This window comes from Lancefieldella rimae ATCC 49626 (assembly GCF_000174015.1).
GTDB lineage: Bacteria > Actinomycetota > Coriobacteriia > Coriobacteriales > Atopobiaceae > Lancefieldella > Lancefieldella rimae.
Genome location: NZ_ACFE01000001.1, coordinates 450,747 through 468,050 on the forward strand (window position 1 = coordinate 450,747; position 17,304 = coordinate 468,050).

Sequence of the window (17,304 nt, forward strand, 5' to 3'; positions counted from 1 at the left end):
CATCACAACCCTGGCTTTGAGCCACGCCTTTGAGCTATGCCGTTGAGCACACCTTTGAGTTATGCCTTTGAACCGCATGAACTGTGCTTCAAAACTTAGCAGCACTTCTCGCTAAGATCTGACCTACGTAAGATCTGACCTACGCGTTCTTCATAACCACTGAACGCACAATACCTGCTGCTTTATCGCAGGAGTCGAGCGCTTGCTCCATACGGTCAAAAATACGCAACCATGCAACGGTCTCACGGCCAGTCATCTCATCGCGGAAGAGACGAGAAAGAGCGTTATGGTACACAAGGTCACCCTCATCTTCAACGTGACCAACAGCGATTGCTTTCTCCATCACGATGGGGTCTTTCTTATAGTCAGCCAAATGGTCCAGCATCTCTTTGACCGTAATGCACGCACGGAGAGTGAGCTCGGCAAGCTGTGCGCCTTCTTTGCGGAACTCGTCAACATTGAATAGGTCAAGGCGCTCGGATACGGAATTCATGCCGTCGACAATGTCATCAAGACCAAGCGCAAGATCAGAGATATCTTCTCTCTCAAAAGGAGTGACAAAAGAGGAGTAGAGTTCTTTCATGATGCGCTGGACTTTTTCGTCGCATTCACGTTCATAGACCTTCATCTGTGGGATACGAGCCGCCGTCTCGGGGTACCCATCGAGAATGGTTGAATACTCCTCCGCCGTCTCGACAATCTTTGCCCCAAATTCCTTAAACAACGTATAAAAAATATCTTCTTTAGGCTCACCGAACATACAATCCTCCAATATAATTCAGCTTAACGAGACAATCTTTTACCTCAAACAATTGTGCAGATTAGAACAGCATCAAAAACAGCTTTGCAAACAAATACCCGATAAGCCCACAACCCGGAAAGGTAAAGACCCACGCAAGTACCATATCCTTTGCAACGCCCCAATTTACTGAACGTGTATTTTTGGCAGCACCGGCTCCCATCATGGCGGTCATCTTGGTGTGAGTAGTGGAAACAGGAAGTCCGGTAAGTGTAGACAAAAGCAGGGAGGCTGCGGCAGAGATGGAAGCGGCAAAGCCTTGGTAGCGCTCAAGTTTTACCATCTCCATGCCTACTTTTTTAATAATGCGGCGACCCCCGATGGCAGTACCAAATGCCATAAGCCCGGCGCACACTACCTGTAACCATAAAGGAAACACCTCGGTGCCGGAGGTTCCCGCACCGGCGGAAAGTGCAATAGCGAGCATAGCGATAGACAAAAATTTCTGTCCATCCTGCGCTCCGTGCATCATGGCAACAAACGCCGAACCCAGCACTTGAAGATGGCCAAACGTGCTATCGGCGTGTTTTCTGTTGACGTTTTTGCAGGTTGCATGAATGATTTTGACAATCACCCAACCGGCGATAAAGCCGGAAATAGTTGAGAAGATAAGACCAATGATGACCTTACTCCACTCATCCCAATTCACTGCATCGAAATTGCCGTGGAGCGCCAAAGCTGCTCCCGTAAGACCGGCGATAAGAGCGTGCGACTCTGAAGTGGGAATACCAAGTGCCCATGCACCCACCGCCCAGGTCACAATACCGACGCAGCCCGCTGCAAGCGCAATCAATGCCTGGTGATAGTCGGTTCCAAAATCGACCATACCAATGATGGTGTCCGCAACCGCGGTAGAAACAATACACATAACCACAAGACCCACAAAGTTGCAGATAACACTCATGGCAATAGCATTGTTAACCTTAATAGAACGGGTACCGACAGACTCAGCAATGGCATTTGCCGCATCAGTGGCACCGTTCACAAAAATACAACCGAAAATAAGGACAATGACAACGGCAAGAAACGGATTTGCCACAATCATGTCGAGGAAGCGTCCAAAGGTAATCATTCGGTACCTCTCCAGTACTCCTGCTCTGTCCTTCTCATAATAAACGAAATAGACAACGTTTAGCGAGAAAATACTACCGTCTGCCGAAGTAGTTGTCTACGTCTTGCCAAGTTGAAGAAAGTCGTATCGGCAACATTGCTCAGTTATCCATATACGAAAGCTGCTTGACCATCTGCAAAACTATCTCAGCACACCTTTGCGAAGCGGTTCTTTCAAAAGTCGCATAATCAAGCTGAGACGACACTCCCGGCTTGTCAGACATAAGCCGTACAATCACAAACGGAAGGTCGTTGAGCCATGCAACCTGTGCGATAGCCGAGCCTTCCATCTCGCAGCAGAGCGCTCCGAATTTTTTGAGCTCCTCTGCCTTTGACGCATCTGCAACAAACTCATCACCCGATACAATTCTCCCCTGCATTGCCTTTATATAGGGAGCGACTTTTTCCACCGCGTCAAGCGCCTGCTTGCAAAGTCCCGTGTCCGCTGGAAATGAAAACGTTGCAATACCGGGAATCTGACCTTGTGGATATCCCAGTGTATGCACGTCAATGTCGTGTTGCACACAATCAGACGACACCACGACATCTCCCACAATAAGATCATCAACGAGAAGCCCCGCAATACCCGTATTGATGACGCAATCAATCTCAAAGCGGTCAACGAGAATCTGTGTGCACAGTGCTGCATTAACCTTGCCAATGCCTGATTGCACCACCACAACGGCCGTGTCTCCGATACTTCCTTCGTAAAAATTTCTTCCAGCCACAGATACGACACGCTCAGACGACATAGTGCGCACGAGAAGAGCAACCTCTTCTTTCATGGCGCCAATAATTCCAACTTTCATGCGAGGCTCCACTTCTCACGCTAGGACTCCACTCCCGCAAGCCACAAACGCCCGACGAGAGCACGCACGAGCTTGTCTGCCACGGGTTCTGCCTGTACCGAATCTCTGATGTGAAGGTGAACGAGAGCCTGAACGCCCACGTTCGTAATGCTCTCAAACCGAACTTCAATCGGAAACGTAAGGTCAAGACTTTCGGTAAGTAACTCTTGAGCAACCTCGATAATCTCTTTCGTGACCACATCAAGATCTGCCGTAGGCTTTACCAAAACAGGCACGGCAACGTCTGTGATTGCCCAACGGGTTCGGTGTGTAAACGCGGTTTTATTCAACACCGAATTGGGGATAATCTGAATCCGGCCGGTACGCTCGCGCACAATGGTTGAACGCCAGTTTATATCCGTCACCTCACCGGAAATATCCCCTATGGTTACATGATCGCCGGGTTTAATGACTCCCGCCAGCATTAAACCAAGTCCGCCAATAAGGTTTGAAACGGTGTCTTGCAAACCAAACGACAGAGCAATGGAGGTTACGCCCAATGCCGTAACAAAGGCAGTCGGCTGTATGCCAAAGACGGGCTGCAATACGGACAGGATGGCAAACATCCAGATAATGCTTCGGATGACGTTAAGAAAGATTGAAGCCGAAGGAATCCGTGAAGCATCCAAGGCTCTTCTCGACACGCGAATTACCAGGTGCTCAATGATGAGCGCAATGACAAAAACCGTGGCGAGAAATACAACGCGATAGAAAAAGTCTGCAGGTGCAAGACCGAGAATTGTCTGATTCGTATCGGAGAGCATCCTTACCCTAACTTTCTATTTTGACGATGGGTGCAAAGCCTTTCATCAACTTTTTAATCTTATTCGTCCGAGTAAACTTAACCTCAATGGTATCGCCTTCCGCTGAAAGTACAATCCCCGGGCCAAAGGTTTTATGGGAGATCTGATCCCCCGCCTCAAATGTTACTTTTGCACGTACAGGGTCTTTTTGTATCGGTGCAAACGACGAAGAAGTCGTAGAGGAACCGCCGGTCGAGCGTGTCCGTGAACCAAAAACATTGCCACCGTATACCTCTGAGCCACGACCTGAGCCAAACGTACCGTGACGGTCCCCTCGTTTTTCCCAGCCGATGCCCAAAAAATCCGACGAACCGATGCCTATGGCTCTCACGTGTTCAGAAGGAATTTCCGAAATGAAGCGAGATACGGGATTTGCCTGTGTGGATCCGTACATACGTCGTGTGGAAGCATAGGTAAGGTAGAGTTTTTTGCGTGCGCGCGTAATGGCAACGTAGGCAAGACGCCGCTCCTCCTCCAAATGTGCTGAGCCCGTATCGGAAGCGATGTGCGGGAATATGGTCTCTTCCATCCCCGCCACAAAGACGGCCGGAAATTCAAGACCCTTTGCGGAGTGAATGGTCATAAGCGTTACGGCAGAGGTTGATCCCGCAAGGCTGTCCAGATCTGAACGGAGTGCCAGCCATTCCATAAACGCCGGCAGCTTCTGAGCAGCCACGGAAGGATAGTCGGGAGCGCCATATGCCGCCGCATCAAAAACCGTTCCGCTGGCACCCGCCGTATCAAAAACCGTTTCGCTGGCACCCGTCGGGCTGGAAACCGTCACACTGACGTCTGCCGCGTAGAAAGCCACATCGGCCGTTTGCGCATCTCCGCCATCCAAAGCACCCGCCGCGCGAAGTTGTTGGAGACTCTCAAGTGTTTCTGCTATGTCATCGTGCGTCTCATCAAACTCAGCGGCAACACTAAAGAACTCGCGGATATTCTCAATGCGGCCATCGGCCTCCATGGTATGCTCCGCCTCATATGCACGGATAAGGCCCGATCGATCGACTATTGCCTCAATGACTTCGTCAAGCTCTCCGTCTATCGTGCGACCAGCCTCAATGGTCCCCGTAAACTCCGCAAGCGAGTTACGAACCTTGGCAGAAAGTAGGCCTTCTTCAGCAATGCACGCTTCGCACGCAGCAAAAAACGACAGCTGATTGTCGAGGGCAAATTTCTGAATTTTGGAAATGCTCGTGGAGCCGATACCGCGTCGAGGCGTATTGACCACACGAAGCGCTGCCACATCATCGTCAGGATTGAGAATAACCTTCAGATACGCCATGACATCTCGGATTTCAGCCCGATCAAAGAATCGCGTGCCGCCTACGATCTTATACGGAACGCCTGCTCTGAGCAGCATATCTTCAAGAATACGGGACTGTGCGTTGGTACGGTAAAAGACGGCAATGTCGTCGTAGGAAGTTCCCCCGTCATGAAGTTTTTCAATTTCCGAGCCAATCCAACGACCCTCATCACGCTCGTCTGCCGCGCGATACACGCAGATCTTCTCGCCGTCACCTTCATTGGTAAAAAGCTTCTTCTCGGTTCGGTGTGCATTGTGGGCGACAACCGCATTTGCCGCTCCCAGAATATGCCCCGTTGAACGGTAGTTCTGCTCGAGTTTGACTACATGAGCGTCTGGATAGTCTCCCTCAAATGCTAGGATATTTTTGATATCAGCACCACGCCAGGAGTAAATGGACTGGTCGTCATCTCCTACAACCATAAGATTTTTATACTTTGATGCTAAAAGATTGGTAATTGCATACTGAACGCCGTTGGTATCTTGATACTCATCAACATTGATATAGCGGAATCGCTCCTGATACGCATCCAAAATAGCGGGATTTTTGGAAAGCAATTCAAACGCCTTAACGAGAAGATCGTCAAAGTCCATGGCTTCCGCCCGCTTCAGGCGGCTTTGCAAGGCCCGATACACACGAACGGCAACATAATCAGCAGGTGAAGATGCCGCCTGCTCCATATCGTCTGGCGTGATGAGTGCGTTTTTTGCGGCGCTTATCTTTGATCTCAGAGAAGCCATGGGAAACTGGCGAACGTCAATATCCAAATCGGCCATAATAGCCTTTACCAGACGCTTGGAATCGTCGTCATCATAGATGGTAAAGTTGGGGCCAAAGCCTACGGCCTCAGAGTCTTCTCTGAGCATACGTACGCACATGGCATGGAAGGTGCATACCCACATACCACGTGTGCCTCCGGGAAGAAGCGTACCCAGACGCTCGCGCATCTCGGCTGCGGCCTTATTGGTAAACGTAATCGCAAGTATCTGCCAGGGGCGCACGCCTTCATCGGCAATCATATGCGCAATGCGATAGGTAAGCACGCGCGTTTTGCCTGAACCTGCTCCGGCAAGCACCAAAAGCGGTCCTTGGGTAGCCAACACCGCTTCACGCTGAGCGGCGTTAAGATCTTGAAGACTCAGGCGCGAGGGATTGGCGGAAAAAAGATCTAGCTGTGACGCATCAGACATAGTGCTCCAATTACATCCGTGGAGAAACTCAGTAGGACACTCAATAGAATACGAGTGTAGCGCTAAGCGCGGACAACAATTCTTTTTGAAAGCCGTTATGCAAACAAGGCAAAGTATGCGATAACCGCAATACCTAAGATGATGCGATACACGCCAAACGGCTTAAAGTCGTGTTTACGCACGTACCCCATAAGGGCTCGGACAACGCCCAGAGACACCACAAAAGCCACCACACAGCCAACCGCAAGAATTGCAATTTCAGGTGAGGTAAACGAATTTCCCTTTAAGAAAAACTTTACCAAGCGCAAACCCGAAGCACCTACCATCGTAGGAATTGCCAAGAAAAACGTGAATTCAGCCGCAACCGAGCGCGAACATCCAAGCACCAAGCCGCCAATGATGGTAGCTCCGGAACGCGATGTTCCCGGAATGATGGACAGCACCTGAAAAAGGCCGATGCCAAACGCCGTCTTCCAATCCAGCGCATCAATGTCAACAACACGTGCCTGTTCATCGGCACTGCGACGCTTTACTACGGTATCTTCAGAGAGGCGCATGTGCTTTCCGTGAGGCTGCACAACAGGAGCTGCCTTGGCGACCTTCTCGCGATGTGCCTCCAAAAGGATAAAGATCAAGCCATATAAAATAAGAGTTGAAGCAATGACATACGGGCTGCCCAAGCGCTCTTCAATAAAATTATCCAAGGGAATGCCGACTGCCGCAGCTGGAATACAACACACCACGACCTTTGCCCACAACTTCCACGTGCAACGACGCTCTTCTTTTGTTTTATGAGGCGAGAAGGGATTGAGTTTATGGAAAAAGATGGCACACACGGCAAGGATTGCTCCAAACTGAATCACCACGACAAACATATCCCAAAAGTCAGCAGACACACTCAGCGGCACAAATCTATTCAAAAGCAGCATGTGCCCGGTCGAGGAGATGGGTAGCCATTCCGTTATACCCTCAACAATTCCATATACTGCAGATACGATAAGATTAAAAACTTCCACAACTCCCCTTTCGTTTTGTTTGTACATCATCGCGCAAAGCGTAAGTACCGACAAGTACGAGTTCTTCTCGACATGAAATCTGCTTTATAGATACCCCGTATGGATTTTCCTATAGCCGACCTTGAACGCTCCAAAGCACTGCTCTCACCTGCAATTCTTGCAAAATACCCCTCAAAACGTGTAAACTTGATACCCTCGCACGAGCGGAGAAGAGGTCATTGCGCACCCACGCATGCAAACCCCAATCGCGGAGGTATCGTATTTTGAGTTTTGGACAACATAGGGCACACAGCAATAGGATGCACGGCATCAAAGGTTCTGTGTTTGCCCTTACACTTGTATGTATTCTTTCCGTTTCTCTTGTTGCTATGCCTTACACGGCGTATGCCGAGTCTCTCGAAGATCTTCAGGCAAATATCGAGAAGAGCAACAACGACTACAACAACGCAACCAATCAGGTCGCTGACTTGCAGCAAAAGATTCAAGACAATGAGGCCCGTATCAAGGAAATTGAAAACCAGCTTCCGGAGCAACGCTCAAGAGCTGCGGCATCTATCGCAAATACCTATCGGATGCAACAGGGCTCTCTTGGCATTATTGATTTGATTTTATCGACCGACAACTTCAATGATCTGATTTCACTTCTGCAATACCTCAATATCATCTCAAATCGCAATACCGAAACCATTAATAACTTGGTCAATCTCTCAAACGAACTTGATGCCACCAAAAAAGATCTCAACGCTCAGATGGCCGAAGCTGAAAAGCAAAAGCAGGCCGCCTCTGAGGCGCTACAAGAGGCCGTTGATGCCCGTAATGCGTTGCAAAAACAAATGGAAGAGCAGCGCGCAGCAGAGAAGGCTCAAGAAGAAGCTGCCATTGCTGAAGCGCAGAAAAAAGCTCAGGAGTCTAACAACACCTTCACCAACGCATCAGGTCAGCAGACCGGCTATGTAGCACCTTCCGACAACTCGTCTAATAACTCCGCTGATAACTCTTCTGATAACTCTTCTGATTCATCTCATTCTTCCAATCCTTCCGGCTCCGTTGATTGGTCGGATGGAAAGAGTGCTTTTGTTTCAAAGTGGAGCGGCAGAATTGATGCATATCTTTCAGGGTCGCCCTTAGCGGGATATGGCTCAACGTTTGCGGAAGCCGCATGGGAGTACGGTGTTGATCCGCGCTTCTCGCCTGCAATTTCTGCCGTCGAGAGCACCAAGGGAGCCTATTGCTTCAGACCGCACAGCGCATGGGGCTGGGGCTCTTCCAGCTGGGGATCTTGGGAAGAAGCAATTTGGGCCCACGTTGCCGGACTCGCCAGTGGATATGGCGGCTACCTCACGTATTCAGGTGCGGCAAAATACAATCCCGCAAACCCCAATGGCTGGTATTCGGCCGTTCAAGCCAATATGAACATGATTTGATAGGTCGGCCGTTCTGTTTACCGTTCGGCATCCACGCCTCACTCGGCTACCCTGCGTGCCGCGTAGGTGCCACGCATACCGCTCGGCCGCTCCGTTTACCGCTTAACTTACTTTTCCAACCAACTTCCCCACGTTATGCCATACACTCTAAGGGAGTACGTTTAACAGATGGGGGTACGTATGATTTATGTCGGCAATTTTAGCTATAACGATACAAATGACGATAAGGACAACTACTGTCTTATGCCCTGCCTTGTGGAAGCTCAAAGTACCGAAGAGGCCTTGGAGCTCTTTTCCGAGCATCTCTTTGAAGTGAGCAAAGTGTCGGATTTGCTTGATGGCGCTCAGGAAATTTATCTTGATTCGATAGTCGAGCTGCCTGAGATTCCATCAAACCCACTCATTATGCAATGGCAAAAAATTATGCCCGCCGGAGACGGTCTTTGCAGCATTACAAGTGCTCTTCCTACGGTTGAATTTGATGATGACGTTGCAAACGCATACTCGTGGAACGAAGCCGAACACAATCATAGCCATGGCCACGATGACTGCGAACATGATGACTCCGTCTACGACCACGAAGATTACGAAGGCCACGAAGATCATGAAGATTACGGCACTCTCGATGACCTGAACGAGGAACTTCTTGAAGAATTGGCTCAGGACGAAGAGCCCTTTATGCGTTTCTAAAGGTACTTCTCCTATTTGAAATAAACAAATAGGAGAAGATTCCCATAAGCGCAATTACGGTTGTTCCTCCAAGAATGGCGCGCATCGGAAGCGATTCCTCTTTCTGGGAATCGTCCGTTGAAGTCGCACCTTTTCGCTGAGTCTCAGAAGACGTATTCATCGCATGATTCTCTTGAGAATTACCTTGCGTGCCACTTTCTGGCTCTTGTGTTGAGTGGGACTCACTCTGCCGAGAAGGACGCGCGGAAGTTTGAGTAGACACCGTACCAGCCGTATCGGATTTTGTCTGAGGTGTATACGGTGCGTTGCCATCATGTACATCTGATGAGGAATTGTTTTGGCTGGAATTATCCGAAGGCTTCTTCTCATCCGAAGAATTATCCGTATCGTGCGGAGCTTCTTTGTCAGCAGTAAGTGAGAAGAGCGTGCCTGAGTTGTTGGTGTAATACAGGTTTCCTTGTGCGTCGCAGATGACAGGCGAAGTCCCAAAGTTCTTATACGCATCTTCAGGAACATATATGTGCGTCAGCGCGTCACAATCCGACGTATTGTGTCCTGACACGTCAGAATCTCCAAGCACATATCGCCACACTCCACCAACCGGATCGTTAACCGTAAAGTAGACGTAGGTCTTCTCGCCCTGTTGTGAGACAAGAGGTGCACCGTTAACCTCGCCTTCACCGGCATGAACCGTGCGCTCAATTTTAAGCGTATCCAAATTAATAACGGAAAGCACGCCGGATTGGCCTTTGTCTTCCAAATCGACCATGCCTCCCACAAACGCCTTTCCTCCGGCAATCGTGGGAGTTGACGAAGACGAGCCGGCAAACTTCACGCTGCCACGGGCCACAAGCTCATTTCCACACTTTTCAAAGACATGAAGGGTTCCGTCATGGGTCACCGTGATGTAGGTGCCGTCTCCGGTTTCTGAGTTAACCTGATACGGAATCACGCCCGCACGTACAGAGCTCCCAAGATTCAGCTTGGACTTTACCGACCCCGTTTTCCCGTCGAGAAGCACCACGTCTCCCGACTCATTTCCTACAATGAAATCCGTTCCCGCAGCCGCAGCACCGCTGCCGCAATAACCGCTGGATTTTTGTTCTTCACTCGCGCGAAGTGCCCATTTTATAGAGCCATCGGTAAGGTCCACACAAACGAAATCTCCTCTGCTTCCCTTCCCCGATTGCATTTGAGTAAATCCCGTTACGACAGACGTTCCGTCATGTGAGGCGGTAAGCGTTGCAAGCGTCTGGTATGCCGAAGCTCCGGACAGATCCTCAGAGCGCCACACACGCTCAAGCGAATCCAGCGAAAATGCCGTCAGGTGTCCGTCATCGGTAGCAACCACCACTAAACCGTTTACAACGAGCGGACGAGTCGTGTGGGAAAGGGTGCTGTCCAACGTTGCCTGGCCTACGATCTTTCCCGTTGCACGCTGGGCTTTATACAGCGTATTTCCACGAACAAAGTAGACGTGATCACCAGAGATAACCTGATGGGAAACAACCGATGGATATGTGCCGATTGTCTTGGGAGGAAGGATCCATTGAGCATGTACGTTTCCCGTGGGAGTCAAAAACGAAACAAACGCTGAATTACTTCCGTTTGGATATCCTCCCCACGTTGGCGTAATTCCTAAACGAGTACTCCCTGCCTGAGAAGCAGCGGGTGTTTTAGACTTGACCTTTGCGGGCTCGGATATCCCGGATACAGACTCGGGTGCACTCTCAGAGGTTCCCCTAGGTTCACCCTCAGATTGAGACTTGGCCTTATTTACGGATTCAGTCTCAGACGTATCATTAGACGTTGGCACGCCTTCAGATGCAACAGTAGAATGAGCGGTATTTTCAGTGTCAGGAGACGTATTTTTTGAGGTTGCGTCACTGCTTTTTGAAGATTCGGTGTAGCTCGCAGCTAGATTGCCGGTCTCTGCATAAGCTGCAAAAGGTAGAACCGAAAGCACTACCACAAAAGAGAAAAGGATTGTTATAACCCTCTTTCTCATGCTACCTTACCCTCCCTACTTGAGGAGAGCCTACTTTGTGTGCATATACAAGAACTCCTATACCTAAAATTATAAGCGGAACACTGAGCAGTTGGCCCATGGTAATAACACCACCTAAAAGATATCCAAGCTGCTGATCGGGTAAGCGTACAAATTCAATAAGAAAACGGAAGACGCCATACAACAATAAAAATATGCCGATAAATGTTCCCTGTGAACGCGGAGGATATGCTCTTGAAAGCGCGTAGAGAACTATAAACAACACCAAACCCTCGAGAAGTGCTTCGTAGAGCTGGGAAGGATGACGGTAGACGGCACCGCCTGTTTCAAACATAACTCCCCACGGAAGATTGGTTGGCTTTCCCCACAGCTCTCCATTGACAAAGTTTGCACATCTGCCAAAAAAGAGTCCCAAAGGAGCTCCAATGGCCGCAAGATCGGCGATGGTCGGAATCGAAAAGTGCATCATACGGCACGCAAGTGAACCGCCAACGACAGCACCGACAAGACCTCCGTGAAAGCTCATGCCTCCCTGCGAGAACGCAAAAATATCCAAGGGATGTTGAAGATAGTATCCTGCGCCATAGAAGATGACGTAAAACAAGCGAGCTCCGATAATGACTCCGAACGCTATACTCACAAGAAGATTAAGCGTATCGTCAACGGTTATATCAAGCTTCCAGCGACGCGCTGTACGGTAGAGCATAACGCCCGCCAAAGTAAAGCCAACAAGATATGCCAGCCCATACCAACGGATGGAAAGCGGTCCGATGGATATGGCTACCGGGTTAAGAGAATGATAGAGCTCGTTAAGCCACACGTACTTCTCGCCACCTACTTTTGAAGGACATGAGACGGTGTAGCCCCACGCTGTCCCTGGTAATGACTGCCAAGAGCTTCAGATCCATAGGGACGCTCGACCGGAGAACTCATACGTTCAAAAGAGAGCTGACCAATGCGCATCCCCGGATGCAGGGCAATGGGAAGAGTAGCCACATTGGAAAGCTCAAGAGTCAACTCTCCATCCCAACCGGGATCAACATATCCGGCAGTTGAATGAATCATGAGGCCAAGGCGGCCAAGCGTTGATTTGCCCTCAAGCTTACCCAAGATGTCATCGGGAATGGCAATGCGCTCAAGAGTGGTTCCAAGTGCAAACTGACCCGGATGAAGAACGAATACCTCACCCTCGGGAACGTCAATTGACTCCGTAAGACCATCTTGTGTTGTTAAGGGATCGATGCAAGTGTGTATAGAATTGCGGAAGATCCTAAAATTTGAACCAAGACATACGTCAACGGAAGCCGGTTGGATATTTTTGTCGCACAAAGGCTCAATCAAAATACGACCAGCTAAAAGCTCACTTTTAATGTCGCGATCTGAGAGGACCAAATCATCTGCCTTTCCCTCACGGTGGTTCCCAATTTCTTGCCTTACTACAGTAACACGCTCACTTTAGCACGCGCACTTTCAAAAAAGAGGCGCGCACCAAAAATGCATCATATTAACGCAGGAAATTCAACATATTTCCATTAAATTTGAACGCGCCCTACTTACTTGAGCAAATACCGCTACAGCATCGCCGGCTGAACGCGCTTTACGCCGGGTACGTGTTCAACAAGAATACGCTCGATGCCCTCAGACATATCATAGGCAGACAGAGGGCAACCGGCGCAGGAACCGGTCATCTCAAGGGTTACCGTACCGTCGTCATTCACATCGATAAGCTCAACGTCTCCACCGTCCGCCTGAAGGCTCTGACGGATTACGTCAAGCGTAGCATTCAAAAGTTCCCTGTTAATTGCCATAGCCGATCTCCTTATGGTCTCAATACGATGATCAAAGTCTTTTGTATCGTACCCAATGACCTTCAAATGATACGTTTCTTACATCACACGTTTCTTGTGGACTCCCTCAGGAACTCCCTTGCGCGCTTCTCCCAAACGTGGCGTCTTAAAGCAAACGGCCGCATAAAGGCAATCGCACACCGCTAACCAATGGGCGAGAAGAGATGCCCTTGCGTTGCTCCCTCAAGACGGCTCGGCAAAGCTCTTTCCTGCTTCACGGCAGCTACTGCAGAAGCCACACGCGCAATGGCACGCTCTGTCTGCTCTTTGGTCAGCAAAGTGGCATCAACCATAAGCCGGGTAACTCCGTGGGCGAGAAGGACATCAAGCTCAGGTACCGCATCAAAAGGCTGAGGGGCCCAAATACGTGAGCGACCCTGAGTATCCGTGGTAACGGGAAGATAATCGTTATCAATTCCGCGCAGATAATGCGGCTCTTGGCGCAACTTACAGGTATCACAGTCATGGATGCACTTCCCCGTTGCCATAAGCACGCAATGCTCGCTTGTCATGGTGCGTATGCGGCCACTGACCAAATACCCCACGGGAACCGAGGCATTTTCCGCAATATGAGCAATCTCAGCAAGAGTCAACTCGGAATTCAGCCAAACGCCACAGGCACCGCTGTTTACAAGAGCGCTCACGGCATAATCGTTGTGAAGAGGAATACATTCCCGGATTTCTGCCATCGCATGGCAATCAAGCGCACACGCAAGCTCTGATATATTACCGACGGCCACGGGAGCTCCCGTGCGAATCCACGGATCAAGCCGCAAGTGATCCGCCTCGCGACACACTTCATCCAGCCACGGCACCACGCGTGCAAGCATATCATCCGGCCAGACACCTTGATTGAGCGCATCGGCGGATGCATAGAGACGAGAAGCTCCCGCCGCCTGTGCAATACGTGCCTGCTCCGGTGAGGTCACAAGCACACATATCTCAGCGTCTTTTGCCCTTGTTTGAGCAGAGGCTCTGTCTGACAGGAGCAAAGATGCCGCTTTGGCTGCTGCGCTGCGTTCATTTTCGGCGGCGCGACGAGAGAGAGGCGCCGTGTTCTTCTCGCGAGCTCGATAGCCGGCAAGAATCCGTTCTTCGAGAGCCATGCACGCATCTGCGCGCACGCCGTGGACGGCGGAAAAGCTCATGCCGCATTCCGCATCAAGATCAATGTCAAAGCATATGGGCTCAAAGGGAGATGAACCCATGCGTCCCACGTGCTCTCTTAACTCTTCCGTACTAACCGGCTTCGTGCGTGCCTTCTCAACCACAAAGCCCTGGACGGATGCGGAATGCTCCCCGTCAGCGGTGGTAAGTGAAACGGTAAACGGCTGGCCAATATGCGCAGAAACCCGCACGGAAACGGCGCGTTTGCGGGGACAGTCGAGTGAGGCAATCCGTTCCGCCTGAGCACGCGCCGCCTCCGAACGAATCACGCGTACCACGGAGCCAACCGCCATCACGCGAGCCGCTCTGACCGTCAAGGTGCTGTCCGGCTCCGCATCACAAGGAGCCAAGGCTGTTAAGAATTTCGTAGGGTCATCAAGAGGGCGAATCTCCAACAAGTCCCCTTTGCCAATGGGTGCATGGACGGCCAAATCAACATCAGCCTGCTTGTAGCGCCGCAGCTTTACCCGTCCGCCGTTAAGTCCGCCTTTCTTCTCGACGGCATCCTCAAGCGCGCGACCACCGACCACCTCGCCTACAGTCTCACCACGGTTGTTTGACCGCTCGTAGCTCATCATTTCGTTGCCGGCAGTACCTTGTAGATATGCGTCGATAAGCCCGCGATTAAAGGAACGTTTAAGCAGGCGATGGCGATACGCACGATTTGAGTCGCTGTCCTCACCAGCCACAAGAGCGTCAAGCGCTTCTCGATAGGCACGTACTACCGAATACACATACTCGGGCGCCTTCATGCGCCCCTCGATCTTGAGCGATTTGGCGCCCGACGCTACCAATTCTGGCAAATCGTCAATGGTGCAGTAATCCTTGGGACATAACAGGCGCTCAAACTCCGGACGAGAAACTACCGTATGATCGGTATCCACCAACACGTACGGCAGACGACACGGCTGTGCACACGCACCACGATTTGCAGAGCGTTCGCCGCGCATGGAACTCATATGGCAAATGCCCGAGTAGCAAAAGCACAGCGCGCCATGGCTAAAGCATTCCACATCAACGCCCTCTTGGGCAATGCGGCCGATCTCTTGAGAGGTGAGCTCGCGAGAAAGCGTTACGCGGCCAACGCCGAGCTCTCGGCAAAACGCCACGCCTCGCGCGTCGTGTATGTTGGCCTGCGTAGACACATGGCACTCCATCTGGGGCCACGTACTTCGGACCTGCCACAAAAGCCCCCAGTCCTGGATAATAAAGGCATCGGCACCTAAAAGCCACGCGCGGCGAATCAGCCTCAATACGCGTTGCATCTCGTCCCACTTGACCACCACGTTGACCGTCACATACACTCGCGTGCCCGCAAGATGTGCACGCCTGCATGCCTCCGCAAAAGACGCATCATCAAAGTTGTCGGCACTGCGCCGAGCATTAAAGTTGCTGCCAAGCCCGCAATAGATGGCGTCCGCACCGGCCGCCAGGGCCGCACTGAACGCTGAGGGGCCTCCTGCCGGAGCGAGAAGCTCCACAAAAGCGGCATTGGCAAGCGGCGTTGTGTGTTCAAGCTCGTGGGACGATGCATGGGTCCATGACGCTTCATTCATGCGGTTCTTCTCGCCAGCGGCACACGCACGCTCGCGACGGTTTCGATCATTCATGTATATCCTTGCGTAGACGGTACTTGGTTTGAGCGATATTAGTTTTTCAGTGCAGAAAGAGGCGGATGCACTTTATCCTTGTCGGACAAAATGACGCGCGCAGGATCAAAGTTCTTCTCACCGAGAAACGCCGGCCACACGATACCTATCTCAGGATCGTTCCACATAACGCCACCCTCATCGCCCGGATGGTAGGTGTCGTCGCATTTGTAGCAGAACTCAGCCTCATCCGAGAGCACCAAAAATCCATGGGCAAATCCTCGCGGCACAAAGAATTGACGGTGGTTCTCTTCGGAAAGGACGATGCCTTCCCACTTACCCCAGGTAGGACTCCCTACGCGCAAATCAACTGCCACGTCAAAAACGGTACCCCGAATAACTCGAACCAGTTTTGCCTGAGGATGTGCAATCTGAAAGTGAAGTCCCCGAAGCACCCCTTGCGATGAAGACGACTGGTTGTCCTGGACAAATTCCGCATCAATACCTGCCGCTACAAAGTTGTCACGTCGATAGGTTTCCATAAAGTATCCGCGGCGATCACCATACGTCTTTACATCGACTGCCATCACTCCCTCAATGGAGGTAGGAGTGAACACAAAATTACCCGATGTTATGGAACGTTCTGTCAACTCAGCCACGATACGGCTTCCCTTCACGCGCAACTCGTTTTATACTCACCACTTGTCTGATGAGTCCACAGATAACTATACTCAAACAATCACCCAATGAGTACGCTATTATTTTAGTGGGAGACTCAAAGACACCGCAAAGATCGTACAGAAGGAAAAGCCGTGAGAATTCTTGCACTTGTACCTGCATATAATGAGGAAGCCTGCATTGCGGACACTATCACTGAATTAACACAGACATGTCCGTCCGTTGACTATGTTGTTATCAACGATGGATCGAGTGATTCCACGTTGGCCATCTGCCGCCGGAATAATTTCAATTATATAAACTTACCCGTCAACGGTGGACTTTCAGCGGCTTTCCGCACCGGTATGCGATATGCCAAAGATCATGGTTACGATGCTGCCGTGCAGTTCGACTCCGATGGCCAACATATGCCGCAATTCATTCCAGCCATGGCAGAAGCGCTTGAGCGAGACCACGTCGACATTGTCATAGCTTCCCGCTTTGTAACCAAACAACGCGGATCAAGTGCCCGAGAGATTGGTTCCAAACTCATCAGCTGGCTTATCAAGCGCAGTACCGGACAGGTCATCACCGATCCAACCTCCGGTATGCGCATGTACAATGCCGCAATGATTGACAGATATGCGCGCTCGTTTGACTTCTCGCCGGAACCCGACACCATTTCGCTCCTGATGCGCAAGGGTGCGCGGATCAGCGAAATTCAGACCGAAATGCGTGAGCGCCAAGGCGGTAAGAGTTATCTCAACTTCTATAACTCTATTGTCTATATGGCACGCACGTGTCTTTCACTTCTTCTGTTCCAATGGTTTAGATAAACCGAGATAA

The 17,304-nt window shown here is 50.7% G+C and carries 15 protein-coding genes; 3 read left to right on the plus strand and 12 right to left on the minus strand.

Going from position 1 to position 17,304, the window contains the following annotated elements; translation table 11 throughout:
- Positions 1 to 139 precede the first annotated feature (139 nt).
- The 6 genes from ATORI0001_RS02150 to ATORI0001_RS02175 all read right to left on the minus strand — a co-directional run bounded on the left by ATORI0001_RS02150 (position 140) and on the right by ATORI0001_RS02175 (position 7,103).
- On the minus strand, positions 140 to 760 hold the full coding sequence (locus tag ATORI0001_RS02150) for a DUF47 domain-containing protein (protein ID WP_003148233.1): 621 nt from the start codon (positions 758 to 760) through the stop codon (positions 140 to 142).
- 61 nt (positions 761 to 821) lie between these two features.
- Positions 822 to 1,871 carry an inorganic phosphate transporter gene (locus tag ATORI0001_RS02155; RefSeq protein ID WP_003148390.1) on the minus strand — a complete coding sequence of 350 codons (1,050 nt, stop codon included), beginning with the start codon at positions 1,869 to 1,871 and terminating at the stop codon, positions 822 to 824.
- Positions 1,872 to 2,010: 139 nt separating this feature from the next.
- Positions 2,011 to 2,718 (minus strand): 5'-methylthioadenosine/adenosylhomocysteine nucleosidase, encoded by a 708-nt coding sequence (locus ATORI0001_RS02160; RefSeq protein ID WP_003148835.1) that lies wholly within the window; start codon positions 2,716 to 2,718, stop codon positions 2,011 to 2,013.
- Between the two features lie 20 nt (positions 2,719 to 2,738).
- Positions 2,739 to 3,521, minus strand: coding sequence for a mechanosensitive ion channel family protein (locus ATORI0001_RS02165; protein WP_003148208.1), 783 nt, complete (start codon positions 3,519 to 3,521; stop codon positions 2,739 to 2,741).
- A gap of 7 nt (positions 3,522 to 3,528) precedes the next feature.
- On the minus strand, positions 3,529 to 6,060 hold the full coding sequence (locus ATORI0001_RS02170) for an ATP-dependent helicase (RefSeq protein ID WP_003148373.1): 2,532 nt from the start codon (positions 6,058 to 6,060) through the stop codon (positions 3,529 to 3,531).
- A gap of 95 nt (positions 6,061 to 6,155) precedes the next feature.
- Positions 6,156 to 7,103 carry an undecaprenyl-diphosphate phosphatase gene (locus ATORI0001_RS02175; RefSeq protein WP_040324485.1) on the minus strand — a complete coding sequence of 316 codons (948 nt, stop codon included), beginning with the start codon at positions 7,101 to 7,103 and terminating at the stop codon, positions 6,156 to 6,158.
- Between the two features lie 272 nt (positions 7,104 to 7,375).
- Here ATORI0001_RS02175 and ATORI0001_RS02180 point away from each other — a divergent pair, with 272 nt between their 5' ends.
- Positions 7,376 to 8,500, plus strand: a complete 1,125-nt coding sequence (locus ATORI0001_RS02180; protein WP_003148500.1) for a coiled-coil domain-containing protein — start codon at positions 7,376 to 7,378, stop codon at positions 8,498 to 8,500.
- 180 nt (positions 8,501 to 8,680) lie between these two features.
- Entirely contained in the window at positions 8,681 to 9,190 is a 510-nt protein-coding gene (locus tag ATORI0001_RS02185) for a hypothetical protein (protein WP_040324418.1), read from the plus strand.
- Here ATORI0001_RS02185 and ATORI0001_RS02190 read toward each other — a convergent pair.
- From ATORI0001_RS02190 to rfbC, 6 genes are all read right to left on the minus strand, one after another.
- Positions 9,177 to 11,198, minus strand: a complete 2,022-nt coding sequence (locus ATORI0001_RS02190) for an outer membrane protein assembly factor BamB family protein (protein ID WP_003148735.1) — start codon at positions 11,196 to 11,198, stop codon at positions 9,177 to 9,179. The genes ATORI0001_RS02185 and ATORI0001_RS02190 overlap by 14 nt on opposite strands.
- A 1-nt stretch (position 11,199) precedes the next feature.
- Positions 11,200 to 12,018: a prolipoprotein diacylglyceryl transferase gene (gene lgt / locus ATORI0001_RS02195; RefSeq protein WP_003148314.1), complete on the minus strand. Its 819-nt coding sequence runs from the start codon at positions 12,016 to 12,018 to the stop codon at positions 11,200 to 11,202.
- Positions 12,019 to 12,032: 14 nt separating this feature from the next.
- A complete protein-coding gene (dcd, locus tag ATORI0001_RS02200) occupies positions 12,033 to 12,590 on the minus strand; it encodes a dCTP deaminase (RefSeq protein ID WP_003148220.1) in 558 nt (185 codons plus the stop codon).
- Between the two features lie 179 nt (positions 12,591 to 12,769).
- Positions 12,770 to 13,006 carry a NifU family protein gene (locus ATORI0001_RS02205; protein WP_003148550.1) on the minus strand — a complete coding sequence of 79 codons (237 nt, stop codon included), beginning with the start codon at positions 13,004 to 13,006 and terminating at the stop codon, positions 12,770 to 12,772.
- 182 nt (positions 13,007 to 13,188) lie between these two features.
- Positions 13,189 to 15,822, minus strand: coding sequence for a U32 family peptidase (locus tag ATORI0001_RS02210; RefSeq protein ID WP_003148443.1), 2,634 nt, complete (start codon positions 15,820 to 15,822; stop codon positions 13,189 to 13,191).
- A gap of 38 nt (positions 15,823 to 15,860) precedes the next feature.
- Positions 15,861 to 16,460, minus strand: coding sequence for a dTDP-4-dehydrorhamnose 3,5-epimerase (gene rfbC, locus ATORI0001_RS02215; protein WP_050768517.1), 600 nt, complete (start codon positions 16,458 to 16,460; stop codon positions 15,861 to 15,863).
- 153 nt (positions 16,461 to 16,613) lie between these two features.
- On the opposite strand from rfbC, the gene ATORI0001_RS02220 reads away from it, so the two are divergent.
- Complete coding sequence (locus ATORI0001_RS02220) at positions 16,614 to 17,294, plus strand: glycosyltransferase family 2 protein (protein ID WP_003148152.1); 681 nt, start codon at positions 16,614 to 16,616, stop codon at positions 17,292 to 17,294.
- The last annotated feature ends 10 nt before the right edge of the window (positions 17,295 to 17,304 follow it).

Coding starts and splice junctions, on each gene's coding strand:
- ATORI0001_RS02150 (WP_003148233.1), bottom strand. CDS start 760: ATGTTCGGTGAGCCTAAAGAAGATATTTTTTATACGTTGTTTAAGGAA.
- ATORI0001_RS02175 (WP_040324485.1), bottom strand. CDS start 7,103: ATGTACAAACAAAACGAAAGGGGAGTTGTGGAAGTTTTTAATCTTATC.
- ATORI0001_RS02180 (WP_003148500.1), top strand. CDS start 7,376: ATGCACGGCATCAAAGGTTCTGTGTTTGCCCTTACACTTGTATGTATT.
- ATORI0001_RS02190 (WP_003148735.1), bottom strand. CDS start 11,198: ATGAGAAAGAGGGTTATAACAATCCTTTTCTCTTTTGTGGTAGTGCTT.
- ATORI0001_RS02165 (WP_003148208.1), bottom strand. CDS start 3,521: ATGCTCTCCGATACGAATCAGACAATTCTCGGTCTTGCACCTGCAGAC.
- ATORI0001_RS02210 (WP_003148443.1), bottom strand. CDS start 15,822: ATGAATGATCGAAACCGTCGCGAGCGTGCGTGTGCCGCTGGCGAGAAG.
- ATORI0001_RS02185 (WP_040324418.1), top strand. CDS start 8,681: ATGATTTATGTCGGCAATTTTAGCTATAACGATACAAATGACGATAAG.
- ATORI0001_RS02170 (WP_003148373.1), bottom strand. CDS start 6,060: ATGTCTGATGCGTCACAGCTAGATCTTTTTTCCGCCAATCCCTCGCGC.
- ATORI0001_RS02160 (WP_003148835.1), bottom strand. CDS start 2,718: ATGAAAGTTGGAATTATTGGCGCCATGAAAGAAGAGGTTGCTCTTCTC.
- ATORI0001_RS02155 (WP_003148390.1), bottom strand. CDS start 1,871: ATGATTACCTTTGGACGCTTCCTCGACATGATTGTGGCAAATCCGTTT.
- ATORI0001_RS02205 (WP_003148550.1), bottom strand. CDS start 13,006: ATGGCAATTAACAGGGAACTTTTGAATGCTACGCTTGACGTAATCCGT.